Below are 18372 nucleotides of genomic sequence, written 5' to 3' on the forward strand. Positions count from 1 at the left end.
CCAAGTTCATTGTCTGGCCAGTTCGTCCTCTGGCCCGAGTTCGTTCTCTGGCCCAAGTTCGTCTTCGGCCGAAGCCCGTATCCTGACACAGGTCCTTCACCCAATCCGATCCAAACCCAGCCCCCAAGCTCGTCACCCCAGCGAAAGCTGGGGTATCCCCGTTGGCTGGCGACGTGGCCGGCATCGTGAGATCCCAGCTTTCGCTGGGATGACGGGGGGGGGGGGAGGGAGAGAGCCAGTTTTCGCGGAAGGGAGGCCGGTTTTTATGGGCATGGCGAATTCGGTCACCCGGCCCCCAAGCCCGTCGCCCCAGCGAAAGCTGGGGTATCCCCGTTGGCTGGCGACGCGGCCGGCACCGTGAGGTCTCAGCTTTTGCTGGGATGACGGCGATTGGGGCGGTCCCGATTCTCGTTCGGCTTTCGGCTAAGGAGTGCGCTTGGATAGCGGACCCATTCTTAAATGACGGAACGACAGGCCGCCCCCCCCCGCCCACGCTCCCGACCTATTCCGTCAACCCGTGCAGCAACAGCAGCACGACAAACGCCAGCAGCACCGTGAACGCGAACGTCAGCAGCGCCACCGTACGCCACGCCGCCGATCGCTTCCGCAGCGCATACGCCCCGCGAAGCTGCGCGAACATGTGCACCGGCGGGACCGCCACCGCGGCGAGCCTCAGCGTTGCGTCGGGCACGCCGACCAGATGTCCGACGATCAGCGCTATCGTCAGCAGCATCATGAACGCAATCGAGTAGGTCACGAAGATCGCGTGGTCGTACAGGTGATGCTTGCGCCGCCAAAGGAAGAGCAGCGCCAGGAACGGCACCGAAAGCAGGATCAGGCCCCAGCTGTATTTATACGCGCTGGTCTGCAGCTTGTAGATCATCAGGCCAGGATTTTCATTGGCCTTGGCGATGCCGTGGTCGAGCCGCTCCCAGCCGGTCTTGAAGTCGCCCAGGTCGACGACCGGTCCGTGACTGCCGCCGCGCTTCATGTCCGTCGCGACGCCGAGCGCGCGGATCGTCGTGCGCAGCGCCGCCGCGCGTTGGTCGAGTTCGGCGATCGGTGGCCCGGAATACGCCTTATCGCGTGTCGCGGCGGACCTCTGCGCGTCGATGATGGCGAGTGCCGCGCGCGCCTTGTCGGCCTCACGGGCATAGTCGGACGTCGCACCCGGCCGTTCGTCGTTCACGATCGTATCCGCGAGTTCGCCGCCGACGGCGCCGATCGTCGCGAACATCAGGAAGACGGTGAACAGGAACAGTGCGAGCGGCGACACGAACCGCGCCCGCTCGCCGTTGACGTAGCGCCGCGTGAGCGTGCCGGGATGCAGGATCAACAGCGGCAACGTCCGCCAGATCTTGCCTTCGAAATGGAAGACCCCGTGCGCGATCTCGTGCCCGATCCCGCCAAGCGAACGGTGGACGTGCGCGGACTGCCCGCAGGCATGGCAGTGCTCGCCGAGCAACCGGGTTCCGCAATTGAGACAGAGCGCATCGTCCGGACCATGGCCGGCATGCGCACGGTGGGCGTTCCCCGCCTTGGGTTCGACCGCGCGTCCGACCAGGGCACCCGTGGCGATATCCGCCGCTGCTTCAATATCTCCGATCATGGGCCCCCCTGTAATATCGGTAGCGTAACGAGTTCGCGGCGTTGGCGCGAGGGGCTTCGCATGCTAGCGCGCGGGCCATGGCCGACGCAGAGAATCCGACCGAATTGATCGCCGAAATGGGCCGCCGTGCGCGCTCTGCCGCGCTGGTGCTGGCGTCGATGCCGTCTGCGCGGAAGGCTGCGGCGCTGGCGTCGGCGGCGGAGTCGATCCGGGCGGCATCGGCGGGAATCGTTGTGGCGAACGCGGAGGACATGACGCGTGCAGCGGACGCCGGGCTGTCGGGCGCGCTGCTGGATCGGTTGCGGCTGGACGAAGCGCGCGTTGCGGCAATGTCGGATGGGGTCGCGGCAGTCGCGGCACTCGCCGATCCGGTCGGGCAGGTGATCGACTCCAGCGAGCGTCCGAACGGTCTGAGGCTCTCGCGCGTCCGCGTGCCGATCGGCGTCATCGGCATCATCTACGAGAGCCGCCCTAACGTCACCGCGGACGCTGCGGCGCTGTGCGTGATGGCCGGCAACGCGGCGATCCTGCGCGGCGGGTCCGAAGCGGTGAAGAGTAACCGCGCGATCCATGCGGCGCTGGTCGAGGGCCTGAAGGCGGGCGGGGTGCCCGTCGATGCTGTGCAACTCGTGCCGACCACCGATCGTGCGGCCGTGGGTGCGATGCTGAAGGCGGACGGGGTGATCGATCTGATCATCCCCCGCGGCGGCAAGAGCCTGGTCGCACGCGTCCAGGCCGAAGCACGCGTTCCCGTCCTCGCGCATCTCGACGGCATCAATCACGTCTATGTCGATGCCTCCGCGGATCCGGCAATGGCAGCGGCGGTCGTGGTCGATGCGAAGATGCGTCGCACCGGCGTCTGCGGCTCGATGGAAACGCTGCTGATCGACCGGGATTACGCTGACGCACCGGCCCTGATCCGAGGTCTCGCGGCAACGGGTTGCGAGGTGCGCGGCGACGCGCGCGCGCGCATGCTCGTTCCGGAGATCGCCGCTGCCGACGCGGCCGACTGGGACACGGAATATCTCGACGCGATCGCCTCGGTCGCGATCGTCGACGGCTTGGACGCGGCAGTCGCGCATATCGCCCGGCACGGCTCGCACCACACCGACGCGATCATCGCCGAGGATTCTGGCGTCGCCGAACGCTTCCTGACCGCGGTCGACAGTGCGATCGTCCTCTGGAACGCCTCCACGCAGTTCGCCGACGGCGGCGAATTCGGCCTCGGCGCCGAGATCGGCATCGCCACCGGCCGCCTCCATGCCCGCGGCCCGGTCGCGCTCGAAGGCCTCACCACCTACAAATGGATCGGCCGCGGCACCGGCCAGGTGCGCGGTTGATGCTCTGGGCCGATAGGCGTACCTTAAGCGTATGAATGCGTCCGTCTCGATCACGACTCCACTCGATCCCGCGACCTTCGCGATGGTCGAGGAACTTGCGCGGTATCGGGGGATCACCGGCGAGGAGTTCGCCGCAGAGGCGATTCGAGAGGCGGCCGAGCATCATGCAGGGATGCGCGCCTTCATCCAGGAGGGGATCGACTCCGCTGATCGTGGTGAACTGATCAGCCAAGAAGAGATGGAAATCTGGTTCGAAGAGCGCGTGGCTGCTCGTCGGCGAGGATGAGCCGCGCAACCTGGGCTCCTCTCGCGCAGATCGACCTCGCACGGATCGATGACTTCAATGCTCGACGCGATCTCGACTATGCCGACCTGGTGGGCCGCGCTGCGATCGCGGCAGGTAATTTCCTCGCCGATTTTCCCGCGGCAGGTCCGATCGTCGACCGCAACGAACGGAAATGGCGTGTGCCCGATACCGACTATGTGTTGATCTACCGCATCGTTCCGCACGGCGTCGAAATCCTCCGAGTTTATCATGGTCGTGAGAACTGGCGTAAACAGTCATGACCCACGTCGGCATACTCGGCGGGTCGTTCAATCCGGCGCATCGCGGCCATCGCGGGATCACGCTTGCGGCGATCGATGCGCTCGCGCTCGACGAGGCGTGGTGGCTGGTGTCCCCCGGCAACCCACTCAAGGACGCCGCCAACGACATGGCGCCGCTTCCCGCACGCCTCGCGTCTGCACGGCGCATGGCCCGCCGTGCCCCAATCCGCGCTACCGACATCGAGGCCCGACTCCATACCCGCTACACGCTCGACACGATCCGCAAGCTCAAGCGCCGCTACCCCAAGATCCGGTTCATCTGGCTGATGGGCGCGGACAATCTTGCCGACTTCCACCGCTGGAAGAACTGGCGCCAGATCGCCCGCGAGGTTCCGATTGCGGTAATCGCGCGGCCGGGATATGACGGGCGCGCCCTCGCGGCCCCCGCGATGGGTTGGCTGCGGCGCTTCCAACGGCGCACAGACCATGCGAAGAGCTGGACGACGTGGAGATTGCCGGCCCTTGTGCTGTTGCGCTTCCGACCCGACCCGACCTCCGCAACCGGCCTGCGTGCCAAAAATCCCGACTGGGTTCAGCATGTTGCTGGTCCGGTAGTCTTACCCAGGAGCTGACTTGGCCACTTCCCCTACTGCCCCTCGCGCGACCGACCCCGAAGAGGTTGAGGCGCTGCATCGCCTGATCCTCGCGTCGCTCGACGACGACCAGGCGGTCGAGACCATCTCGATCCCGCTCGCGGGTAAGACCAGCATCGCCGATTACATGGTGATCGCCAGCGGTCGTTCGACCCGCCAGGTCGCCTCGATGGCGCAGAAGCTGGCCGAGCGGATCAAGGCCGAGTTCAAGCGTCCGGTGAAGATCGAGGGGCTCCCCACGGCTGACTGGGTGCTGATCGACGCGACCGACGTCATCGTCCACCTGTTCCGTCCCGAGGTCCGCAGCTTCTACAATCTGGAGCGGATGTGGGCGTTCGGCGACGCGCCGGCGCCGCCGCCGGTGCCGACCTTCACCGACTAAGACTAAGCGCGGAGGCGGCCTGAAAGCGGATCATGCTGCTCCACATCGTCGCCCGCGGTCGGATCGGGCGCTCGCCTGAGGCCGACCTCGTCGACCGCTATCTGAAGCGGATCGTCTGGCCGACCAAGGTCAGCGAGCTGCCTGACATCGGCGGCAAGATCCCGCTGGTCGGCGAGCAGACCAAACGCATCCTGCTCGACGAGAAGGGCGAGACGCTGTCGTCGACGCAGTTCGCGCAGAAGCTCGAACGTTGGCGCGACGACGGTGTGCGCGAGGCACGTTTCATGATCGGGGCTGCAGACGGCTTCGACGACGCGGCGCGCGACGAGGCGGACCTGCTCTTCTCGTTCGGCCGCGCGACGTGGCCGCATCTGCTCGCGCGCGCGATGCTGGCCGAGCAGCTCTTCCGCGCGACTAGCATCCTTGCCAATCACCCCTATCACCGCGAAGGGTGATGCATGAGGGCAGGGGGCGTCTTGGCGATCGCGGCGCTGTTCGCGGCGGCGGGCGTAACCGCGCAGACCGACGTGCCCGAGCTGGCTACCGAGCAGCAACGTCTGGTCGCGGCGAAACGCGACGCCGCGATCGCTGCCGCGCGTGCCGCTAAACTTGCCGCCGCGGCCACCCAGGAACGCAATGCCGCCGACAAGGCGCGCCGCGAGGAGCAGGCGCTCGCCGCCCGCGTGACTGCTGCCGAAGCGAACCTCGTTACGGCCAGCGCGCGCGTGACGTTGGTCGAGCGCTTGCTAACCGATCAACGCGCGAAGCTCGGCCGCGCGCAAGCGCCTGTCGCACGCCTGCTCGCCGCGCTGGAATCGCTCGCCCGCCGTCCGACGATCGTCGCGGTTGCGCAGCCGGGATCGGTCGACGACCTCGTCCATGTCCGCGCGGTGCTGGGCAGCGCGCTCCCCGTCGTCCGTCAGCGTACTGAGGCGGTCCGCACCGAACTGGCCGAGACCCGCCGCCTGCAGGCGAGCGCGACACTCGCAGCCAAGGCGCTGTCGGACAGCCGCGCGCGTCTGGAGAACGACCGCGTCGCGCTGGCCAACCTCGAGGCACGTCATCGCCAACGTAGCCGGGCGCTCGGCCGAGGGGCGCTCAGCGAGTCCGACCGCGCGCTGGCGCTCGGCGAACGCGCGCGCGATCTGGTCGACGGCATGGCCGCCACTACCAACGCCAAGGCGACCGCCGCCGCCCTGATCGCGCTCGCCGGCCCGATCCCCCGTCCGATCGCGCCCGGCACCATACCGCCGCCACCGCCCCGCGGCGTGTACCGCATCCCGGTAGCGGGCAGGCTCGTCACCGGCTTCGACGAGGTTTCGGACTCCGGCGTCCGGTCACGCGGCCTGACCTTCGCCACCGCCCCCCGCGCGCGCGTCGTCGCCCCCGCCGCAGGGATGGTCCGCTACGCCCGCCGCTTCCGCGATTACGGCGTCATCGTTATCATCGACCACGCCGATGGCTGGACCAGCCTCGTCACGGGACTCGCCGCAACGTCGGCAAAGCCCGGCGACCGCATCGCGATGGGCGCGCTGATCGGCACCGCGCCCGGTGAAGATCCGCGCATCACCGTCGAACTCCGCCGCCGGGGTCGGCCGGTTGACGTCGCTTCGTTGATAGGATCGCGCTGATCGGCTCAGCCGGTCGACGCCTGACTTTGTGGTCGAAACTCGCCAAGACCACCCCGTCACCCCGGACTGGTTCCGGGGCCTACCGTTCCGCGAACCCAATTCTATCGAGCGTGCGGAACCGTGGATGCCGGAACGAGCCCGGCATGACGGAGCGTGGTGGAAGAGACTTGCCGCCGAAACCTGATGGACGCCGCATTTCGATCCTCCCCCGAAAGGGGGAGGTGTCGCCGAAGGCGACGGAGGGGGAGGACACGGAACAGAGGTTTCCCTTACCTCCCCCTCCGTCTGGCAGCCGCCAGCCACCTCCCCCTGGCGGGGGAGGATCGAAAGCGCCTCCAGTCAGCCCCCGTTAACCCCCATCAGTCTTCACTCCGCGCGCGCGTTGCCGCCACCACGTCATTACGCTACGCCGTCACGACTGTACGACACGTCACTTCTCAGGTTGCAGGACCATCGATGCCCCGTCCTATTCGTGCTCCTATGCTTACCGCGACGGCGATCGTCGGCGCGCTGACGCTGATCCCGCTCGCCACCTCGGCGATGGCGGCGGTCGACACCGACACCTATCGCGAGTTCGACCAGTTCCTCGACGTGTTCAATCGCGTGAAGGCGGAATATGTCGACAAGGTCGATGACAAGACGCTGATCAAGGGCGCGATCCAGGGCATGCTCGCCAGCCTCGATCCGCACAGCTCGTACGTCGACGCGCTCGACTACGAAAACCTGCGGATCATGACCGAGGGTAATTACGGCGGCCTAGGCCTGACGGTCCAGATGGAGGACGGCGCGATCAAGGTCGTCTCCCCGCAGGAGGACTCCCCCGCCGCTCGCGCCGGCGTCAAATCCGGCGACTACATCACGCATATCGACGGCAAGCTGATCTACGGCGATTCGCTCGACGAGGCGGTCGGCAAGATGCGCGGCAAGCCCGGCAGCAAGATCACATTGGGCCTCGTACGCCCAGGCCGCGACAAGCCGCTCGACGTGACGATGATGCGCGAGATCATCGTCCAGAAGCCGGTGAAATGGGAAGTCCGCGGCGATGTCGGCTATATCAACATCAACACGTTCAGCGAAAGCACCGGTGCCGATACGCGCGCGGCGATCATGGCGATCGACAAGTCGCTCGGCCACCGTCCGCTCGGCTATGTCGTCGACCTGCGCGAGAATGGCGGCGGCTTGCTCACGCAGGCGATCGAGGTCAGCGACGCCTTCCTCGATCATGGCGAGATCGTCTCGCAGCGCGGCCGAGAGAAGACCGACATCGAGCGTTATTACGCAAAACCCGGCGACGACGCGCACGGCCTGCCGGTCGTGGTCCTGACCGATCCCGGCACCGCGTCCGCGTCCGAGATCGTCGCCGGGGCACTCCAGGATCATCACCGCGCGCTGATCATGGGTGACCGCAGCTTCGGCAAGGGCTCGGTCCAGACCGTACTTCCGCTCGGCCCCCAAACCGCGCTTCGCCTGACCACGGCGCGCTACTTCACGCCGTCCGGCCGATCGGTGCAGGAGGGCGGGATCGAACCCGACATCAAGGTGCCGCAGCTCACCGATCCCGATTACAAGTCGCGTCCGGTGTTCCGCGAGGCCGACCTGCGCAAGCACCTGATCAACGAGGTGAAGGCCGACAACGCGGTGCTCGAGGAGGATACCAAGACGGATCCGCGCTTCTCGCAGACGCCCGACCAGTTGAAGAAGCAGGGTATCGACGACTTCCAGCTCTATTATGCGCTGAAGACCGTCGCGCGCCTCGGTGGCCCGGTGCAGGTTGCCGCGGCGACCAAGCCGCGCCCGATGAAGCCCGATCCTACCGCCGCCGCCGATGCAACCAAGGCGCCCAACAAGTGAGTGTGCGTCGCGGGCTCGGCATGACCAAGAACGAAGAGATCGCGCGCGCCATCGCGCTGCTGCTGCCGGCGTTCCTGCTCCTCGGCGCGCTCGGTTCGCAATATCTCGGCGGGCTGTACCCGTGCGAGATGTGCCACTGGCAACGCTGGCCACATTATTCCGCGGTGTTGATCGCCGGCGCCACGTTCTTCGTGCCCGGCCGTTCGTTGCGCGCATCGCTGGTTATCATCGCCGGGCTGCTGATCGGGCTCAGCGGGCTGATCGGCGTCGCGCATGCCGGTGTCGAATATCATTGGTGGAACGGCTTCACCGCCTGCACCACGACCGTCTCGATGGCCGGCACCACGGCCGCCGAACGGCTCGCGGCGATCATGAACGCGCCGATGGTGCGTTGCGATTCAGCGCAGTGGAAACTGTTCGGCATTTCGCTCGCCGGTTTCAACGCCATCTTTTCTCTGGCGGGTGCGATCACCATATTCGCTCTCATGAGGAAGACGAGATGAGCGGCTGGAAGCCAGGCGACGCCAAACGCGCGACCGACTCGATGATACGGGTCGACCAGGCCGGAGAATATGGCGCGATTCGCATTTATGCGGGCCAATTGGCCGTGCTCGGCGACCGTCACCCGGCGTCGCGCTCGATCCACCACATGGCGCAGCAGGAGGAACGCCACCGTGCGTTCTTTGATCGTATGATCGTCGAACGCCGCGTGCGGCCGACAGTGTTGCAGCCGATCTGGAAAGTTGCGGGCTTTGCGCTCGGCGCGGTGACCGCCGCGATCAGCCCGCGGGCTGCGATGGCGTGCACCGCGGCGGTCGAGACCGAGATCGACAAGCATTACGAGGAGCAGCTCGGTCAGCTTGGCGCCAGCGATCCCGAGCTATCGGCGGCAATCGTCGATTTTCAGGCTGAGGAACTCGAGCACAAGGCGACCGCGATCGCGGCGGGCGCCGAGGAAACGCCGGGCTATCCGGTTTTGAGCGCGGTAATCCGGCTCGGCTGCAAGGTCGCGATCGCTACCGCCAAACGGATCTAGCTGGACGGGAACCGAACAACGGATACGGCCGAGCGACTATAACAAGCCGAACGAACGCGTGGGAGTGATGCGTATGAAGATGCTTTTTGCGGCGGCCTTGCTCGTCGCCGGCCCTGCGGTCGCACAGACTACGCCGCCGACGTCGAACGGCAATGTGGGACCGACCCTCGCGCAACCGCCCGCCAAGGCTCCGGCACTGCCGGGTGCGACCCCTCGGTCCAAGCCGATAGTGGCGCCCCCGCAGGTTTCACGGAACGCGCCGATCAACGGCGTCCTGACGCTGTTCGGTAACGAACGCTGCCCGACCAACGCGAACGGCGAAGAGATCGTCGTCTGCGTCCGCCGCAGCGCGCAGGAGCAATACCGCGTTCCCAAGGAACTTCGCGAGTTCGTCGTGACCCCCGAAAACGCCAGCTGGGCGACCAGGGCTCAGGGGACGATGGACGCGGGCTCGGGCGTCAATACGATCGGCAGCTGTTCGGCCGTCGGCGCGGGCGGGGCCACTGGCTGCTTCGGCCAGCGAGTGAGAGAATCCCGCCTGGAGAACAAGACGCGCGCGGCGGAAGTCCCGGTTCTTCCCTAAACTTCCTTCGAAGCGAAACAGGACCTACACGACGAGAGCCTAGCTTTCGCTAGAATGACGGGTAGCGAAACCGGCCTCCTGATCCTGTTCATCCGTCACTCGAGCGATAGCTGGGGCGTCCTTACCGTGAGTGACGCCAATCGCACATGACGGCTCGTCTCGCTTAGAATACCGCTGACGCCGGACGCGATGATCCCAAGTGAGGCGCACGCTCGCGCCGTCCAGCGCGGCCTGGAATATGACCCGCGCCATCGTTCGACAGCGGCTCACCAGCCTGCGCTAGCCCGGAGATCGTCGCGGCGTATCAGCGCCGCGTCAGGCTCCTCGTTCCTAAGCGCCAAGACGACTTCCGCGCGCTGGCAAAGCGCCTGAAATATCCCCGAGAGGTTTAAGGGTGACGCTTCAGCCCGCGGACGCGGTGCCAGATGTAGAAGGCGACCAGCGCGATCAGGACGATGCCGATCAGCAGGTCGGCGCTGTGGAACGCGGCCTTCACGCGCGGATCGCTGTCCCATTTGTCGCCGAGCTTCATGCCGACCCACGCCAATCCGAAGCACCACGGCCACGATCCGATGAAGGTGTAGAGGTGGAACGGCACCAGCTTCATCCGCGCGACGCCCGCGGGGAAGGCGATGAACGAGCGGATCACCGGCAGCAGGCGGCCGACCAGCACGGCCATCGAGCCCCAGCGCGCGAAGAACCGGTCGGCCGCATCGAGCTCGCCCGGCCCGATCAGGACGAAGCGGCCCCAGCGTTCGGCCATCGGTCGACCGCCGCGCTTGCCGACCTCATAGGCGACGATCGAGCCGAGATTGCACCCGATCGCGCCTGCGGTGGCGGCGAGATACAGGTCGAATCGCCCGGTCGAGACGAGGTAGCCCGCAAACGGCATGATGATTTCGGAGGGCAGCGGGATGCACGCGCTTTCGATCGCCATGAGCAAGGCGATGCCGACATAGCCACCGGACGAGATGACGCCGATCGTGAAGGTGGCCAGCACGGCCAGGATCTTTTCGAACATGGATCGGTCGATTGCGCGAACCGGGCGGCGAAGGGAAGAGGCAATCGGAACCGCCGGCCGTGTCGTGCGCTGTTTGCGGCATGACAGATATTACACTCAACGACGGCCGCACCATGCCCCAGCTCGGCATGGGCACGTGGCAGATCCCCGATAGCCAGGCGGCGGCGATCGTCCGCGCCGGACTCGATATCGGCTTCCGTCTGGTCGACACCGCCGCGATCTATGAGAACGAGCGCGGCGTCGGCGACGGCTACAAAGGCTCGGACGCGTTCCTGACCACTAAGCTGTGGAACGATCGGCAGGGCGATGCCGAAGCGGCGATGGACGAGAGTCTCGCCATGCTCGGCGTCGAGTCGGTCGACCTGTACCTCATGCACTGGCCGGTGCCGAAACAGGACAAGTATGTCGAAGCTTGGAAGGCGATGATCGCCTTGCGCGATGCGGGTAAGGCCAAGTCGATCGGCGTGTCGAACTTCCTTCCCGAGCATATCGACGCGATCGTCGCCGCCACCGGCGTGACCCCGGCGGTCAATCAGATCGAACTCCACCCGAACTTCCAGCAGCGCGAGCAGCGTGCGTATCATGTGGCGCACGGTATCGTGACGCAGAGCTGGAGCCCGCTGGGGCAGGGCAAAACGCTGTTGCAGGACGAGGCGATCGTCCGGATTGCCGACAAGCACGGGCGGACTCCGGCGCAGGTCATCCTGGCGTGGCATCTGGCGAACGGCTTCTCGGTCATCCCGAAGGCCTCGGATGCCGAGCATCTCGCGGACAATTTCGCGGCACTAAACCTTACGCTGGACGACGAAGACACGGCCGCGATCGAGGCGCTCGACGATCCGGCGGGCCGCTTGGGACCGGAACCGAACAGCATGTAACGGGGTAAGGAGGAGACTCGGCTGAGACGCTCGTCATCCTGACGAAAGTCAGGACCCAGAGCCACGACCGCTATCCCCTGTAACCCTGGGTCCTGACTTTCGTCAGGATGACGGACGGAGGGAGGGAGGGAAGCGGCGACGCCGACCTTCATCCGACCCGGCCGCCGACTACCCTCAAATCCTCCACGAACCGCGCATATTCCTCCCCCGCCTGCACGGGATCCGGCAACCGCAGCAGATAGCTCGGGTGCACCGTAATCCAGGCCTCACCACCATCCGGCAACTGCAACGCGCGCCCGCGCTCTCGCCCGATCGTCATGACCTTCCCGAACAACGATCGCGCCGCCGTCGCGCCCAGCGCTACCGTCACCTTCGGCTTGATCAGCATCTGCTCCTGCTCGATCCACCAGCGACACGCATCGATCTCGCCCGCGCCCGGCTTGGCATGGATACGCCGCTTGCCGCGCTGCTCGAACTTGAAATGCTTGACCGCGTTGGTGACGTAGGCGCGCGAGCGATCGACGCCGGCTTCGGCCATCGCCTTGTCGAACATCTGGCCCGCGGGCCCGACGAACGGTCGCCCGGCAAGATCCTCCTGGTCGCCTGGTTGCTCGCCGACGAACATCAGCGGCGCATCGACCGGGCCCTCCCCGAACACCGTCTGCGTCGCGGGCTTATACAATGGACATCGCGTGCACCCGGCAGCCTCGTCCCGCAGCGCTTCCCACGCGATCAAGCTGTTGCCACCGACCGTGTCGCGCGCCTTCGCGATCATCCCGCTCTCCCTCGCCTGCGCCGCCGCCAGCAGGCCCGGCACCAGCGCGGTTTCGGGCATGTTCTTCCAGTATTTTTTTGGCATCTCTTTCAGCATCGCGCCGATCTTCACGCGCGCCGGGTTGAAGATGCTGGCGTAATAGGTCTTCCAGACCTCCTCGGTCGGATCGCCGTCGGGGGCGTCGGCCTTGCTCGCGCCGGGGCCTTCGCAGAGCGCCTTGCCGTCCCAGTGGATCGAGACCTCGGGCGTCAGGATCGACCAGCGCATGCTGGCGAAGCGGTTGACGAAGAACGCGGCGTTCGCGCGGACGATGTGGTGATCGGGCTCGAACCACGCGACGAACCGTGTTCCACCTTCCTCGTCGAGCTCGCGGAAACGCAGGAAGGCGCGCATCTTGTGGATATCGCGGCGGACATCCTTGGCGATCCGGTCGAGCCGTCGGACGAGCGGATCGGCGCGATCCTCGATCAGTTTGGGCTCGCGACGGAGGCGGAAGAGCAGCGTGTAAAGCAGCGCGAATCGTTCGGGATCACTGCCGAGAATCGCGCTGCGGGCGAGATCGAGGAACGCGCGTGGTACGGAGAACGCGCCAGGGGCTGGTACGGGTGCCGGGTCCGCAACGGTTGCGAAAAGATCGACCGGTTCGTCACCGACCTGCCAGACCACGTCGTCGGGCGGCACGTCCGCTGCGATCAGTCCGCGCGCGGCATCACGCCAGCCGTCGAAATCGTCGGGTTCGGAGAGGGTTACGACGCGCATAATCCTCCCCGTTCCGGGGAGGAATGCGGAAGCGTCACGCGAACATTTCCATCTGCTTGGGCTTCGGCGCGACGATCGGGCGGAGTTCGGCACGGTCGGACAGGACGACGGGACGCCAATCCTCTGCGATGATGAAGGGGCGGATCTTGGCGACCGACACCGTCAGCCGCGCGACGTCGGCGAGGTGCAGGCGGCGCCAGCGGCGACTGGTGAGGATTCCGTTAACCGCCTTCACGCCGAGCCCGGGCACGCGCAGCAGCATTTCGCGCGGTGCGCGGTTCACGTCGACAGGAAACGACCCGCGAAATTTCAACGCCCAGGCGAGCTTCGGATCGATGTCGAGTGGGAGCATCCCCGTCGCATCATCGGCAGCCGCCACCACCTCATGCGGCTGGAACTCGTAGAACCGCATCAGCCAGTCCGACTGGTACAACCGGTGCTCGCGCATCAACGGCGGACGTTGCAGCGGCAGCACCGCGCTCGCATCCGGGATCGGACTGAACGCCGAATAATACACGCGACGCAGCCCGAACCGGTCGTACAGGGTCGACGCCTTTCGCACGATGTCGCCATCCGTCGCCGCGTCTGCCCCGACGATCATCTGCGTCGACTGGCCGGCAGGCGCAAACTTCGGTGCAGACTTGTATTTGGCCTTCGCATCCTTGCCGTCGATGATCGCGGCCTTCACCTCCGCCATCGCAGTCTCGATCCGCACCCCGTCCTTCTCGGGTGCAAGCCGCTTCAACCCGTTGGCCGTCGGCAACTCGACGTTGATCGACACACGATCCGCGTACAACCCGGCCTGGTGGACGAGTTCGGGATCAGCGTCGGGGATCGTCTTGAGGTGGATATACCCCCGGAAATGATGATCCTCGCGCAACGACCGCGCGACCTCGACCATCTGCTCCATCGTGTAGTTCGACGACGCAATGATCCCCGACGACAGGAACAGCCCCTCGATATAATTGCGCTTGTAGAAGGCGATCGTCAGGTCGACGACCTCCTTCGCCGTGAACCGCGCCCGCCGTACGTTCGAGCTCTTCCGGTTGATGCAGTAATGGCAGTCGAAGATGCAGCTGTTCGTCAGCAGGATCTTGAGCAACGAGATACACCGACCGTCCGGCGCATAGGCGTGGCAGATGCCCATGCCTTCGGTCGAGCCTAGCCCCTTGCCGTCCTTCGAATTGCGCTTGGTCGTCCCCGACGACGCGCAGGACGCATCATATTTGGCCGCATCCGCAAGAATCTCGAGCTTTTCACGGGTATCGAGCTGCGCCATCCGTTCGTCTTACGTTCCGCTATCGCACGTGTCGATTGATCGACATCAACCATCCCCGTGATAGGCGTCAGTCGAAGACATACCGGAACAGGTCGACGAACCCGCCGAGGCTGACGGGCAGGAGCAGCAGGACCAGCGCGTAGAACAGCAGGATGCGACTCAACGCCTTTTCGTGGCGGAACACAGGCTTGCGTGGGGGAAGGTCTTCCTTGCGCGGCCAGATGCTGGATTCGTCGAGGAACATCCGCGCGGTATACCGCAAATCTACCGAGCGTTCGGGCAAAATAATGCGGAAAAATCGATCTGTATCATTCAGCCGCCAACAGCCCCGTCGCAGCCTGCAGGTCGACCGAGACGAGCCGGCTGACGCCGCGTTCGATCATCGTCACGCCGAACAGGCGGTGCATGCGGCTCATCGTGACGGCGTTGTGCGTGACGACGAGGTAGCGCGTGTCGGTGTCACGGGACATGCGGTCGAGCAGGTCGCAGAAGCGTTCGATATTGGCGTCGTCGAGCGGTGCGTCGACTTCATCGAGGACGCAGATCGGTGCGGGGTTGGTGAGGAACAGGCCGAAGATCAGCGCGACCGCGGTGAGCGCTTGCTCGCCGCCTGAGAGCAGTGTGAGCGATTGCAGGCGCTTGCCGGGCGGTTGCGCCATGATCTCGAGTCCGGCTTCGAGCGGGTCGTCGGAGTCGATCAGTTCGAGATGCGCGGCGCCGCCGTCGAAGAGGGTGGTGAAGAGGCGCTGGAAATGGCCGTTCACCGCCTCGAACGCGGCGAGCAGGCGCTGGCGGCCTTCGCGATTGAGCGTGCCGATCGAGCCGCGGAGGCGGTTGACCGCCTGGCCTAGTTCTTCGCGTTCGACGGCGTTGCCCCGCGTGGAATCTTCGAGTTCGGCGAGTTCGGTTTCGGCGACGAGGTTGACCGGGCCAATACGTTCGCGGTCGGTGGTCAGGCGGTCATGGGTGGCGGACTCCTCGGCTGGCGCGCGGACGTCGGCGACTGCGAAGCCGAGACGTTCGGGGAGGACGGGGGCGGGGCATTGGAAGCGCTCGCCAGAGAGGCGGCCGAGATCGAGGCGGCGGGCTTCGTGGTTTTCGACGCGGGCGATCGCACCGGCGCGGGCTTCGCGGGCTTGGGAAAGGGCTTCGGTGGCGGTGCGGTGGGCGTCGTCGGCGGTGCGGGCGGCGGTTTCTGCAGCGCGCTCGGTAGCGAGCAGGGTGTCGGCGGTGGCGCGGGCTTCCTGGTGTTCGCCGTCCAGCGTGGCGATTTCCACTTCGAGCGTCGCGGGGCGATCAGCGATGGCGGCGAGGTCGACGCCTAGGGTCGTTTCCCGCGTGTCCATGGCGGCGATGCGCTTGGCGGCCTCCCCGGCGCGCGCGCGCCAGCTTCGGGTGTCCGCTTGGGCGGCGGCAAGGCGTTCGCGGTGGGTGGCGATGCTGCGGTCTAGCGTGGTGCGATCGGCGCGGGCCTGCGCGACCGCGGCGCGGCTGCGTTCGGCGTCGTATTGCAGCGCGGCGACCTGGCGGGCGTTGGCGGTGCCGTCCGGGACGGCGGCCATCGCGGCCTCGGCGCGGGAGCGTTCGGCGTGCGCTTCGGCGACGTCGTCGGCAATGCGGTGCGCGCGGACGTCGAGGTCGGTGCGTTGGGTGGCGAGGCGTTCTAGCGCTGATGTGGCGCGGTCTTCGTTGCGGGTGGCGTCGCGCGCGGTGGTTTCCGCGCGTTGCAGGGCGGCGCGGGCGGTTTGCGACTGGCGGCGGGCTTCGGCGATGTGATGGTCGATTGCGGCGCGCGCGTGTTCGGCTTTTTCGAGAGCGGTGGCCGCTGCGGGGCGTGCGGCCTGGAGCGCAGCGAGGCGGTTGCGGCGGACGAGGCGTTCGGCGGCGGCCGCGCCGGTGCCGGTTGCGGTGAACCCGTCCCAGCGGCGGAGTCGGCCGTCCCGGGTAACGATGCGCTGGCCGACGGCGAGATATTGGTTGGTGTCGGTGTCGACGACGAATACCTGTTCGAGCCTGCGGGCGAGGGCGGGGGGCGCGTCGACATGCTTTGCCAGCGGTTCGGCGTCGGCGGGCGCTTTGGGGTCTTCGTCGCGGGGCTCGCCGCCGGTCCATGCGTCGAGGCTGGTGTCGAAATCGTCGCCGAGTGCTGCCGCCAGCGCGCGTTCATAGCCTGTGCTGGCCGAGACGTGGTCGAGCAGTCGGTTGCGGCCTGAACTTTGCGTGGCTTTGGTGAGCGCGGCCACTTCGCTGTCGATCGCGGCGAGGTCCGCGCGGGCGGTGGCGCGGGTGGTTTCGGCGGCGTCCCGTGCGCCGGTCGCGGCGGCTTCGTCGGTGTCTGCGCGGGCGATGGCCTGGCGGGCGGACTCGGCGGCAGCGGTTGCGGTGCGCCGGGCTTCGGCGGCAGTTTCTCGCTCGGCGTTCAGCGGGGCGGGGTCGCCGAGGGAACGGAGGGCAGCGGCGATCTGGGCGGCGTCGCGATCGGCGCGGTCGGCGCGGGTGCGGGCGGCGGCGAGGGCTGCGCTGGCGACGCGGACTTCGGCGGCGTCGCGGGCCTGGGTGGCGAGCGCCTGGGCGAGTGAGACCTCGGCGTCTCGGGCTTTGCGTTCGGTGTCGGCGAGCGCGGCGTCGAGATCGGGGATTGCGGCGGTGGCGTCGACGATCGCGGTGTCGAGCGCCTTGGCCTCGTCGGCGAGGCGGGCGAGCGCGGCGGCGGCGTCGCTGGCGAGCGATCCTTCGCGGGCGCGGTCGTCGGCGATGCGGGTGCGCGCGTCGGCAAGGTCGGCGATCCTGCGTTCGACGCCGGCCTTTTCGGTTTTCAGCGAGGCGAGGCGGTGGGCGAGATCGCCGACGCGGTCGCGGGCGGCGAGGGCTGTGGTGCGGGCGGCGGAGACGGCTTCGACCGCGCGGTGCTGATCTGCGGCGGCTGCGCGTTCGGCGTCGGTGCTGGCGCGGACGCGGGCTTCGGCGGCGGTGGCTTCGGCCTTGGCGGCGTCGGATGCGGCGGCGGCTTCGCGCCAGCGGGCGAAAAGCGTGCGGGCTTCGGCGACGCGGATCTGGGCGGAGATCAGGCGATAGCGTTCGGCGGCGCGGGCCTGGCGTTTCAGCGTGGCGGCGCGTGCGTCCTGGTCCGAGATGATCTCGTCGAGCTTGGCGAGGTTGGCTTCGGTGGCGCGGAGTTTGCCCTCGGCGTCTTTGCGGCGCACGTGCAGCCCGGCGATCCCGGCGGCTTCCTCCAGCATCGCGCGGCGGTCGGCGGGCTTGGCGGCGATGACGGCGCCGATCTTGCCTTGGCTGACGAGCGCGGGGCTGTGGGCGCCGGTGGCGGCGTCGGCGAAGAGCAGGCCGACGTCCTTCGCGCGGACGTCGCGGCCGTCGATCCGGTAGGCGGACCCGGCGCCGCGCTCGATCCGGCGGACGATTTCGCGCTCGTCGCCGGCTATTTCGGCGAGGATCGAGACTTCGGCGAATTCGCGCGGCGGGCGGGTCGCGGTGCCTGCGAAGATGACGTCTTCCATGCCGGCGCCGCGCAGCGACTTGGCGCTGGCCTCGCCCATCGTCCAGCGGAGCGCTTCGAGGAGGTTGGACTTGCCGCAGCCATTGGGGCCGACGACGCCGGTCAGGCCGGGTTCGATGCGGAGGTCGGCGGGGTCGACGAAGCTCTTGAAGCCGGTGATGCGGAGGCGCTTGATCTGCATTCGTGCGCCCCCGACGACTAAAGTTGGATCCTATCGCGGCTGCAACCTTGTGTCCCCGCGAAGGCGGGGACCCCGACTGGACTCCCGCCTTCGCGGGAGAACAAGGAAGGGGCAGCCCGCCTTCGACACGCCCACCACATCTGGCCCTTCCTCTCACCCGTTCGTGCTGAGTAGAGACCGAGTAGTCCCCTCAGGAGCGTATCGAGGGCTCGTATCGAAGCAGGGTTCCGCCCGCCAACCTGTCCTTCGATACGCCGTCTCGATACGCCGCGTTGCAGCTACTCGACGGCTACTCAGGACGAACGGCAGTGGAGTGAGCCTTCGTCCTGAGCAG

General features: G+C 67.0%; 18 protein-coding genes. 12 read left to right on the forward strand and 6 right to left on the reverse strand.

Annotated features, from left to right (window positions below; translation table 11 throughout):
* Positions 1-502: 502 nt before the first annotated feature.
* Positions 503-1609 (reverse strand): DUF3667 domain-containing protein, encoded by a 1107-nt coding sequence (locus tag SPHN_RS14615; RefSeq protein ID WP_248524452.1) that lies wholly within the window; start codon positions 1607-1609, stop codon positions 503-505.
* Between the two features lie 77 nt (positions 1610-1686).
* Here SPHN_RS14615 and SPHN_RS14620 point away from each other — a divergent pair, with 77 nt between their 5' ends.
* The 11 genes from SPHN_RS14620 to SPHN_RS14670 all read left to right on the forward strand — a co-directional run bounded on the left by SPHN_RS14620 (position 1687) and on the right by SPHN_RS14670 (position 9631).
* The gene (locus SPHN_RS14620; RefSeq protein ID WP_248524453.1) at positions 1687-2949 is read left to right on the forward strand and encodes a glutamate-5-semialdehyde dehydrogenase; all 1263 of its coding nucleotides are present in this window, start codon (positions 1687-1689) and stop codon (positions 2947-2949) included.
* 31 nt (positions 2950-2980) lie between these two features.
* On the forward strand, positions 2981-3235 hold the full coding sequence (locus tag SPHN_RS14625; protein ID WP_248524454.1) for a hypothetical protein: 255 nt from the start codon (positions 2981-2983) through the stop codon (positions 3233-3235).
* Positions 3232-3516 (forward strand): type II toxin-antitoxin system RelE/ParE family toxin, encoded by a 285-nt coding sequence (locus tag SPHN_RS14630; RefSeq protein WP_248524455.1) that lies wholly within the window; start codon positions 3232-3234, stop codon positions 3514-3516. The genes SPHN_RS14625 and SPHN_RS14630 overlap by 4 nt, the downstream gene beginning before the upstream one ends.
* Positions 3513-4127 (forward strand): nicotinate-nucleotide adenylyltransferase, encoded by a 615-nt coding sequence (locus tag SPHN_RS14635; RefSeq protein ID WP_248524456.1) that lies wholly within the window; start codon positions 3513-3515, stop codon positions 4125-4127. The genes SPHN_RS14630 and SPHN_RS14635 overlap by 4 nt, the downstream gene beginning before the upstream one ends.
* Position 4128: 1 nt before the next feature.
* The gene (rsfS, locus tag SPHN_RS14640) at positions 4129-4530 is read left to right on the forward strand and encodes a ribosome silencing factor (RefSeq protein WP_248524457.1); all 402 of its coding nucleotides are present in this window, start codon (positions 4129-4131) and stop codon (positions 4528-4530) included.
* A 32-nt stretch (positions 4531-4562) separates the two neighbouring features.
* Positions 4563-4985, forward strand: a complete 423-nt coding sequence (locus SPHN_RS14645) for a 23S rRNA (pseudouridine(1915)-N(3))-methyltransferase RlmH (RefSeq protein WP_248524458.1) — start codon at positions 4563-4565, stop codon at positions 4983-4985.
* A gap of 3 nt (positions 4986-4988) precedes the next feature.
* A complete protein-coding gene (locus SPHN_RS14650; RefSeq protein WP_248524459.1) occupies positions 4989-6161 on the forward strand; it encodes a murein hydrolase activator EnvC family protein in 1173 nt (390 codons plus the stop codon).
* Between the two features lie 456 nt (positions 6162-6617).
* Complete coding sequence (locus tag SPHN_RS14655) at positions 6618-8012, forward strand: S41 family peptidase (RefSeq protein ID WP_248524460.1); 1395 nt, start codon at positions 6618-6620, stop codon at positions 8010-8012.
* A 20-nt stretch (positions 8013-8032) separates the two neighbouring features.
* Positions 8033-8515, forward strand: coding sequence for a disulfide bond formation protein B (locus tag SPHN_RS14660; RefSeq protein WP_248524518.1), 483 nt, complete (start codon positions 8033-8035; stop codon positions 8513-8515).
* On the forward strand, positions 8512-9048 hold the full coding sequence (locus SPHN_RS14665; RefSeq protein WP_248524461.1) for a demethoxyubiquinone hydroxylase family protein: 537 nt from the start codon (positions 8512-8514) through the stop codon (positions 9046-9048). The genes SPHN_RS14660 and SPHN_RS14665 overlap by 4 nt, the downstream gene beginning before the upstream one ends.
* A gap of 73 nt (positions 9049-9121) precedes the next feature.
* A complete protein-coding gene (locus SPHN_RS14670; RefSeq protein WP_248524462.1) occupies positions 9122-9631 on the forward strand; it encodes a hypothetical protein in 510 nt (169 codons plus the stop codon).
* Positions 9632-10019: 388 nt separating this feature from the next.
* On the opposite strand, the gene SPHN_RS14675 is transcribed toward SPHN_RS14670, so the two are convergent.
* A complete protein-coding gene (locus tag SPHN_RS14675; protein WP_248524463.1) occupies positions 10020-10652 on the reverse strand; it encodes a DedA family protein in 633 nt (210 codons plus the stop codon).
* A gap of 80 nt (positions 10653-10732) precedes the next feature.
* Between SPHN_RS14675 and SPHN_RS14680 the strand changes: the two genes are divergently transcribed.
* On the forward strand, positions 10733-11530 hold the full coding sequence (locus SPHN_RS14680; RefSeq protein WP_248524464.1) for an aldo/keto reductase: 798 nt from the start codon (positions 10733-10735) through the stop codon (positions 11528-11530).
* A 148-nt stretch (positions 11531-11678) separates the two neighbouring features.
* On the opposite strand, the gene SPHN_RS14685 is transcribed toward SPHN_RS14680, so the two are convergent.
* The 4 genes from SPHN_RS14685 to SPHN_RS14700 all read right to left on the reverse strand — a co-directional run bounded on the left by SPHN_RS14685 (position 11679) and on the right by SPHN_RS14700 (position 18038).
* A complete protein-coding gene (locus tag SPHN_RS14685) occupies positions 11679-13064 on the reverse strand; it encodes a UdgX family uracil-DNA binding protein (RefSeq protein WP_248524465.1) in 1386 nt (461 codons plus the stop codon).
* 34 nt (positions 13065-13098) lie between these two features.
* A complete protein-coding gene (locus SPHN_RS14690) occupies positions 13099-14343 on the reverse strand; it encodes a putative DNA modification/repair radical SAM protein (protein ID WP_248524466.1) in 1245 nt (414 codons plus the stop codon).
* Positions 14344-14410: 67 nt separating this feature from the next.
* The gene (locus SPHN_RS14695; RefSeq protein WP_248524467.1) at positions 14411-14605 is read right to left on the reverse strand and encodes a hypothetical protein; all 195 of its coding nucleotides are present in this window, start codon (positions 14603-14605) and stop codon (positions 14411-14413) included.
* Positions 14606-14651: 46 nt separating this feature from the next.
* Positions 14652-18038: a chromosome segregation SMC family protein gene (locus SPHN_RS14700; protein WP_248524468.1), complete on the reverse strand. Its 3387-nt coding sequence runs from the start codon at positions 18036-18038 to the stop codon at positions 14652-14654.
* Positions 18039-18372 lie beyond the last annotated feature (334 nt).

Origin of the sequence: Sphingomonas faeni, from assembly GCF_023195535.1 — a bacterium.
GTDB lineage: Bacteria > Pseudomonadota > Alphaproteobacteria > Sphingomonadales > Sphingomonadaceae > Sphingomonas > Sphingomonas faeni_B.

What these genes read in the sequence shown, in the direction of transcription:
- SPHN_RS14665 (WP_248524461.1), top strand. Translation starts at nt 8,512, where the DNA reads ATGAGCGGCTGGAAGCCAGGCGACGCCAAACGCGCGACCGACTCGATG.
- SPHN_RS14635 (WP_248524456.1), top strand. Translation starts at nt 3,513, where the DNA reads ATGACCCACGTCGGCATACTCGGCGGGTCGTTCAATCCGGCGCATCGC.
- SPHN_RS14660 (WP_248524518.1), top strand. Translation starts at nt 8,033, where the DNA reads ATGACCAAGAACGAAGAGATCGCGCGCGCCATCGCGCTGCTGCTGCCG.
- SPHN_RS14620 (WP_248524453.1), top strand. Translation starts at nt 1,687, where the DNA reads ATGGCCGACGCAGAGAATCCGACCGAATTGATCGCCGAAATGGGCCGC.
- SPHN_RS14655 (WP_248524460.1), top strand. Translation starts at nt 6,618, where the DNA reads ATGCCCCGTCCTATTCGTGCTCCTATGCTTACCGCGACGGCGATCGTC.
- SPHN_RS14645 (WP_248524458.1), top strand. Translation starts at nt 4,563, where the DNA reads ATGCTGCTCCACATCGTCGCCCGCGGTCGGATCGGGCGCTCGCCTGAG.
- SPHN_RS14625 (WP_248524454.1), top strand. Translation starts at nt 2,981, where the DNA reads ATGAATGCGTCCGTCTCGATCACGACTCCACTCGATCCCGCGACCTTC.
- SPHN_RS14650 (WP_248524459.1), top strand. Translation starts at nt 4,989, where the DNA reads ATGAGGGCAGGGGGCGTCTTGGCGATCGCGGCGCTGTTCGCGGCGGCG.
- SPHN_RS14630 (WP_248524455.1), top strand. Translation starts at nt 3,232, where the DNA reads ATGAGCCGCGCAACCTGGGCTCCTCTCGCGCAGATCGACCTCGCACGG.
- SPHN_RS14675 (WP_248524463.1), bottom strand. Translation starts at nt 10,652, where the DNA reads ATGTTCGAAAAGATCCTGGCCGTGCTGGCCACCTTCACGATCGGCGTC.
- SPHN_RS14700 (WP_248524468.1), bottom strand. Translation starts at nt 18,038, where the DNA reads ATGCAGATCAAGCGCCTCCGCATCACCGGCTTCAAGAGCTTCGTCGAC.
- SPHN_RS14690 (WP_248524466.1), bottom strand. Translation starts at nt 14,343, where the DNA reads ATGGCGCAGCTCGATACCCGTGAAAAGCTCGAGATTCTTGCGGATGCG.
- SPHN_RS14680 (WP_248524464.1), top strand. Translation starts at nt 10,733, where the DNA reads ATGACAGATATTACACTCAACGACGGCCGCACCATGCCCCAGCTCGGC.
- SPHN_RS14615 (WP_248524452.1), bottom strand. Translation starts at nt 1,609, where the DNA reads ATGATCGGAGATATTGAAGCAGCGGCGGATATCGCCACGGGTGCCCTG.
- SPHN_RS14685 (WP_248524465.1), bottom strand. Translation starts at nt 13,064, where the DNA reads ATGCGCGTCGTAACCCTCTCCGAACCCGACGATTTCGACGGCTGGCGT.
- SPHN_RS14670 (WP_248524462.1), top strand. Translation starts at nt 9,122, where the DNA reads ATGAAGATGCTTTTTGCGGCGGCCTTGCTCGTCGCCGGCCCTGCGGTC.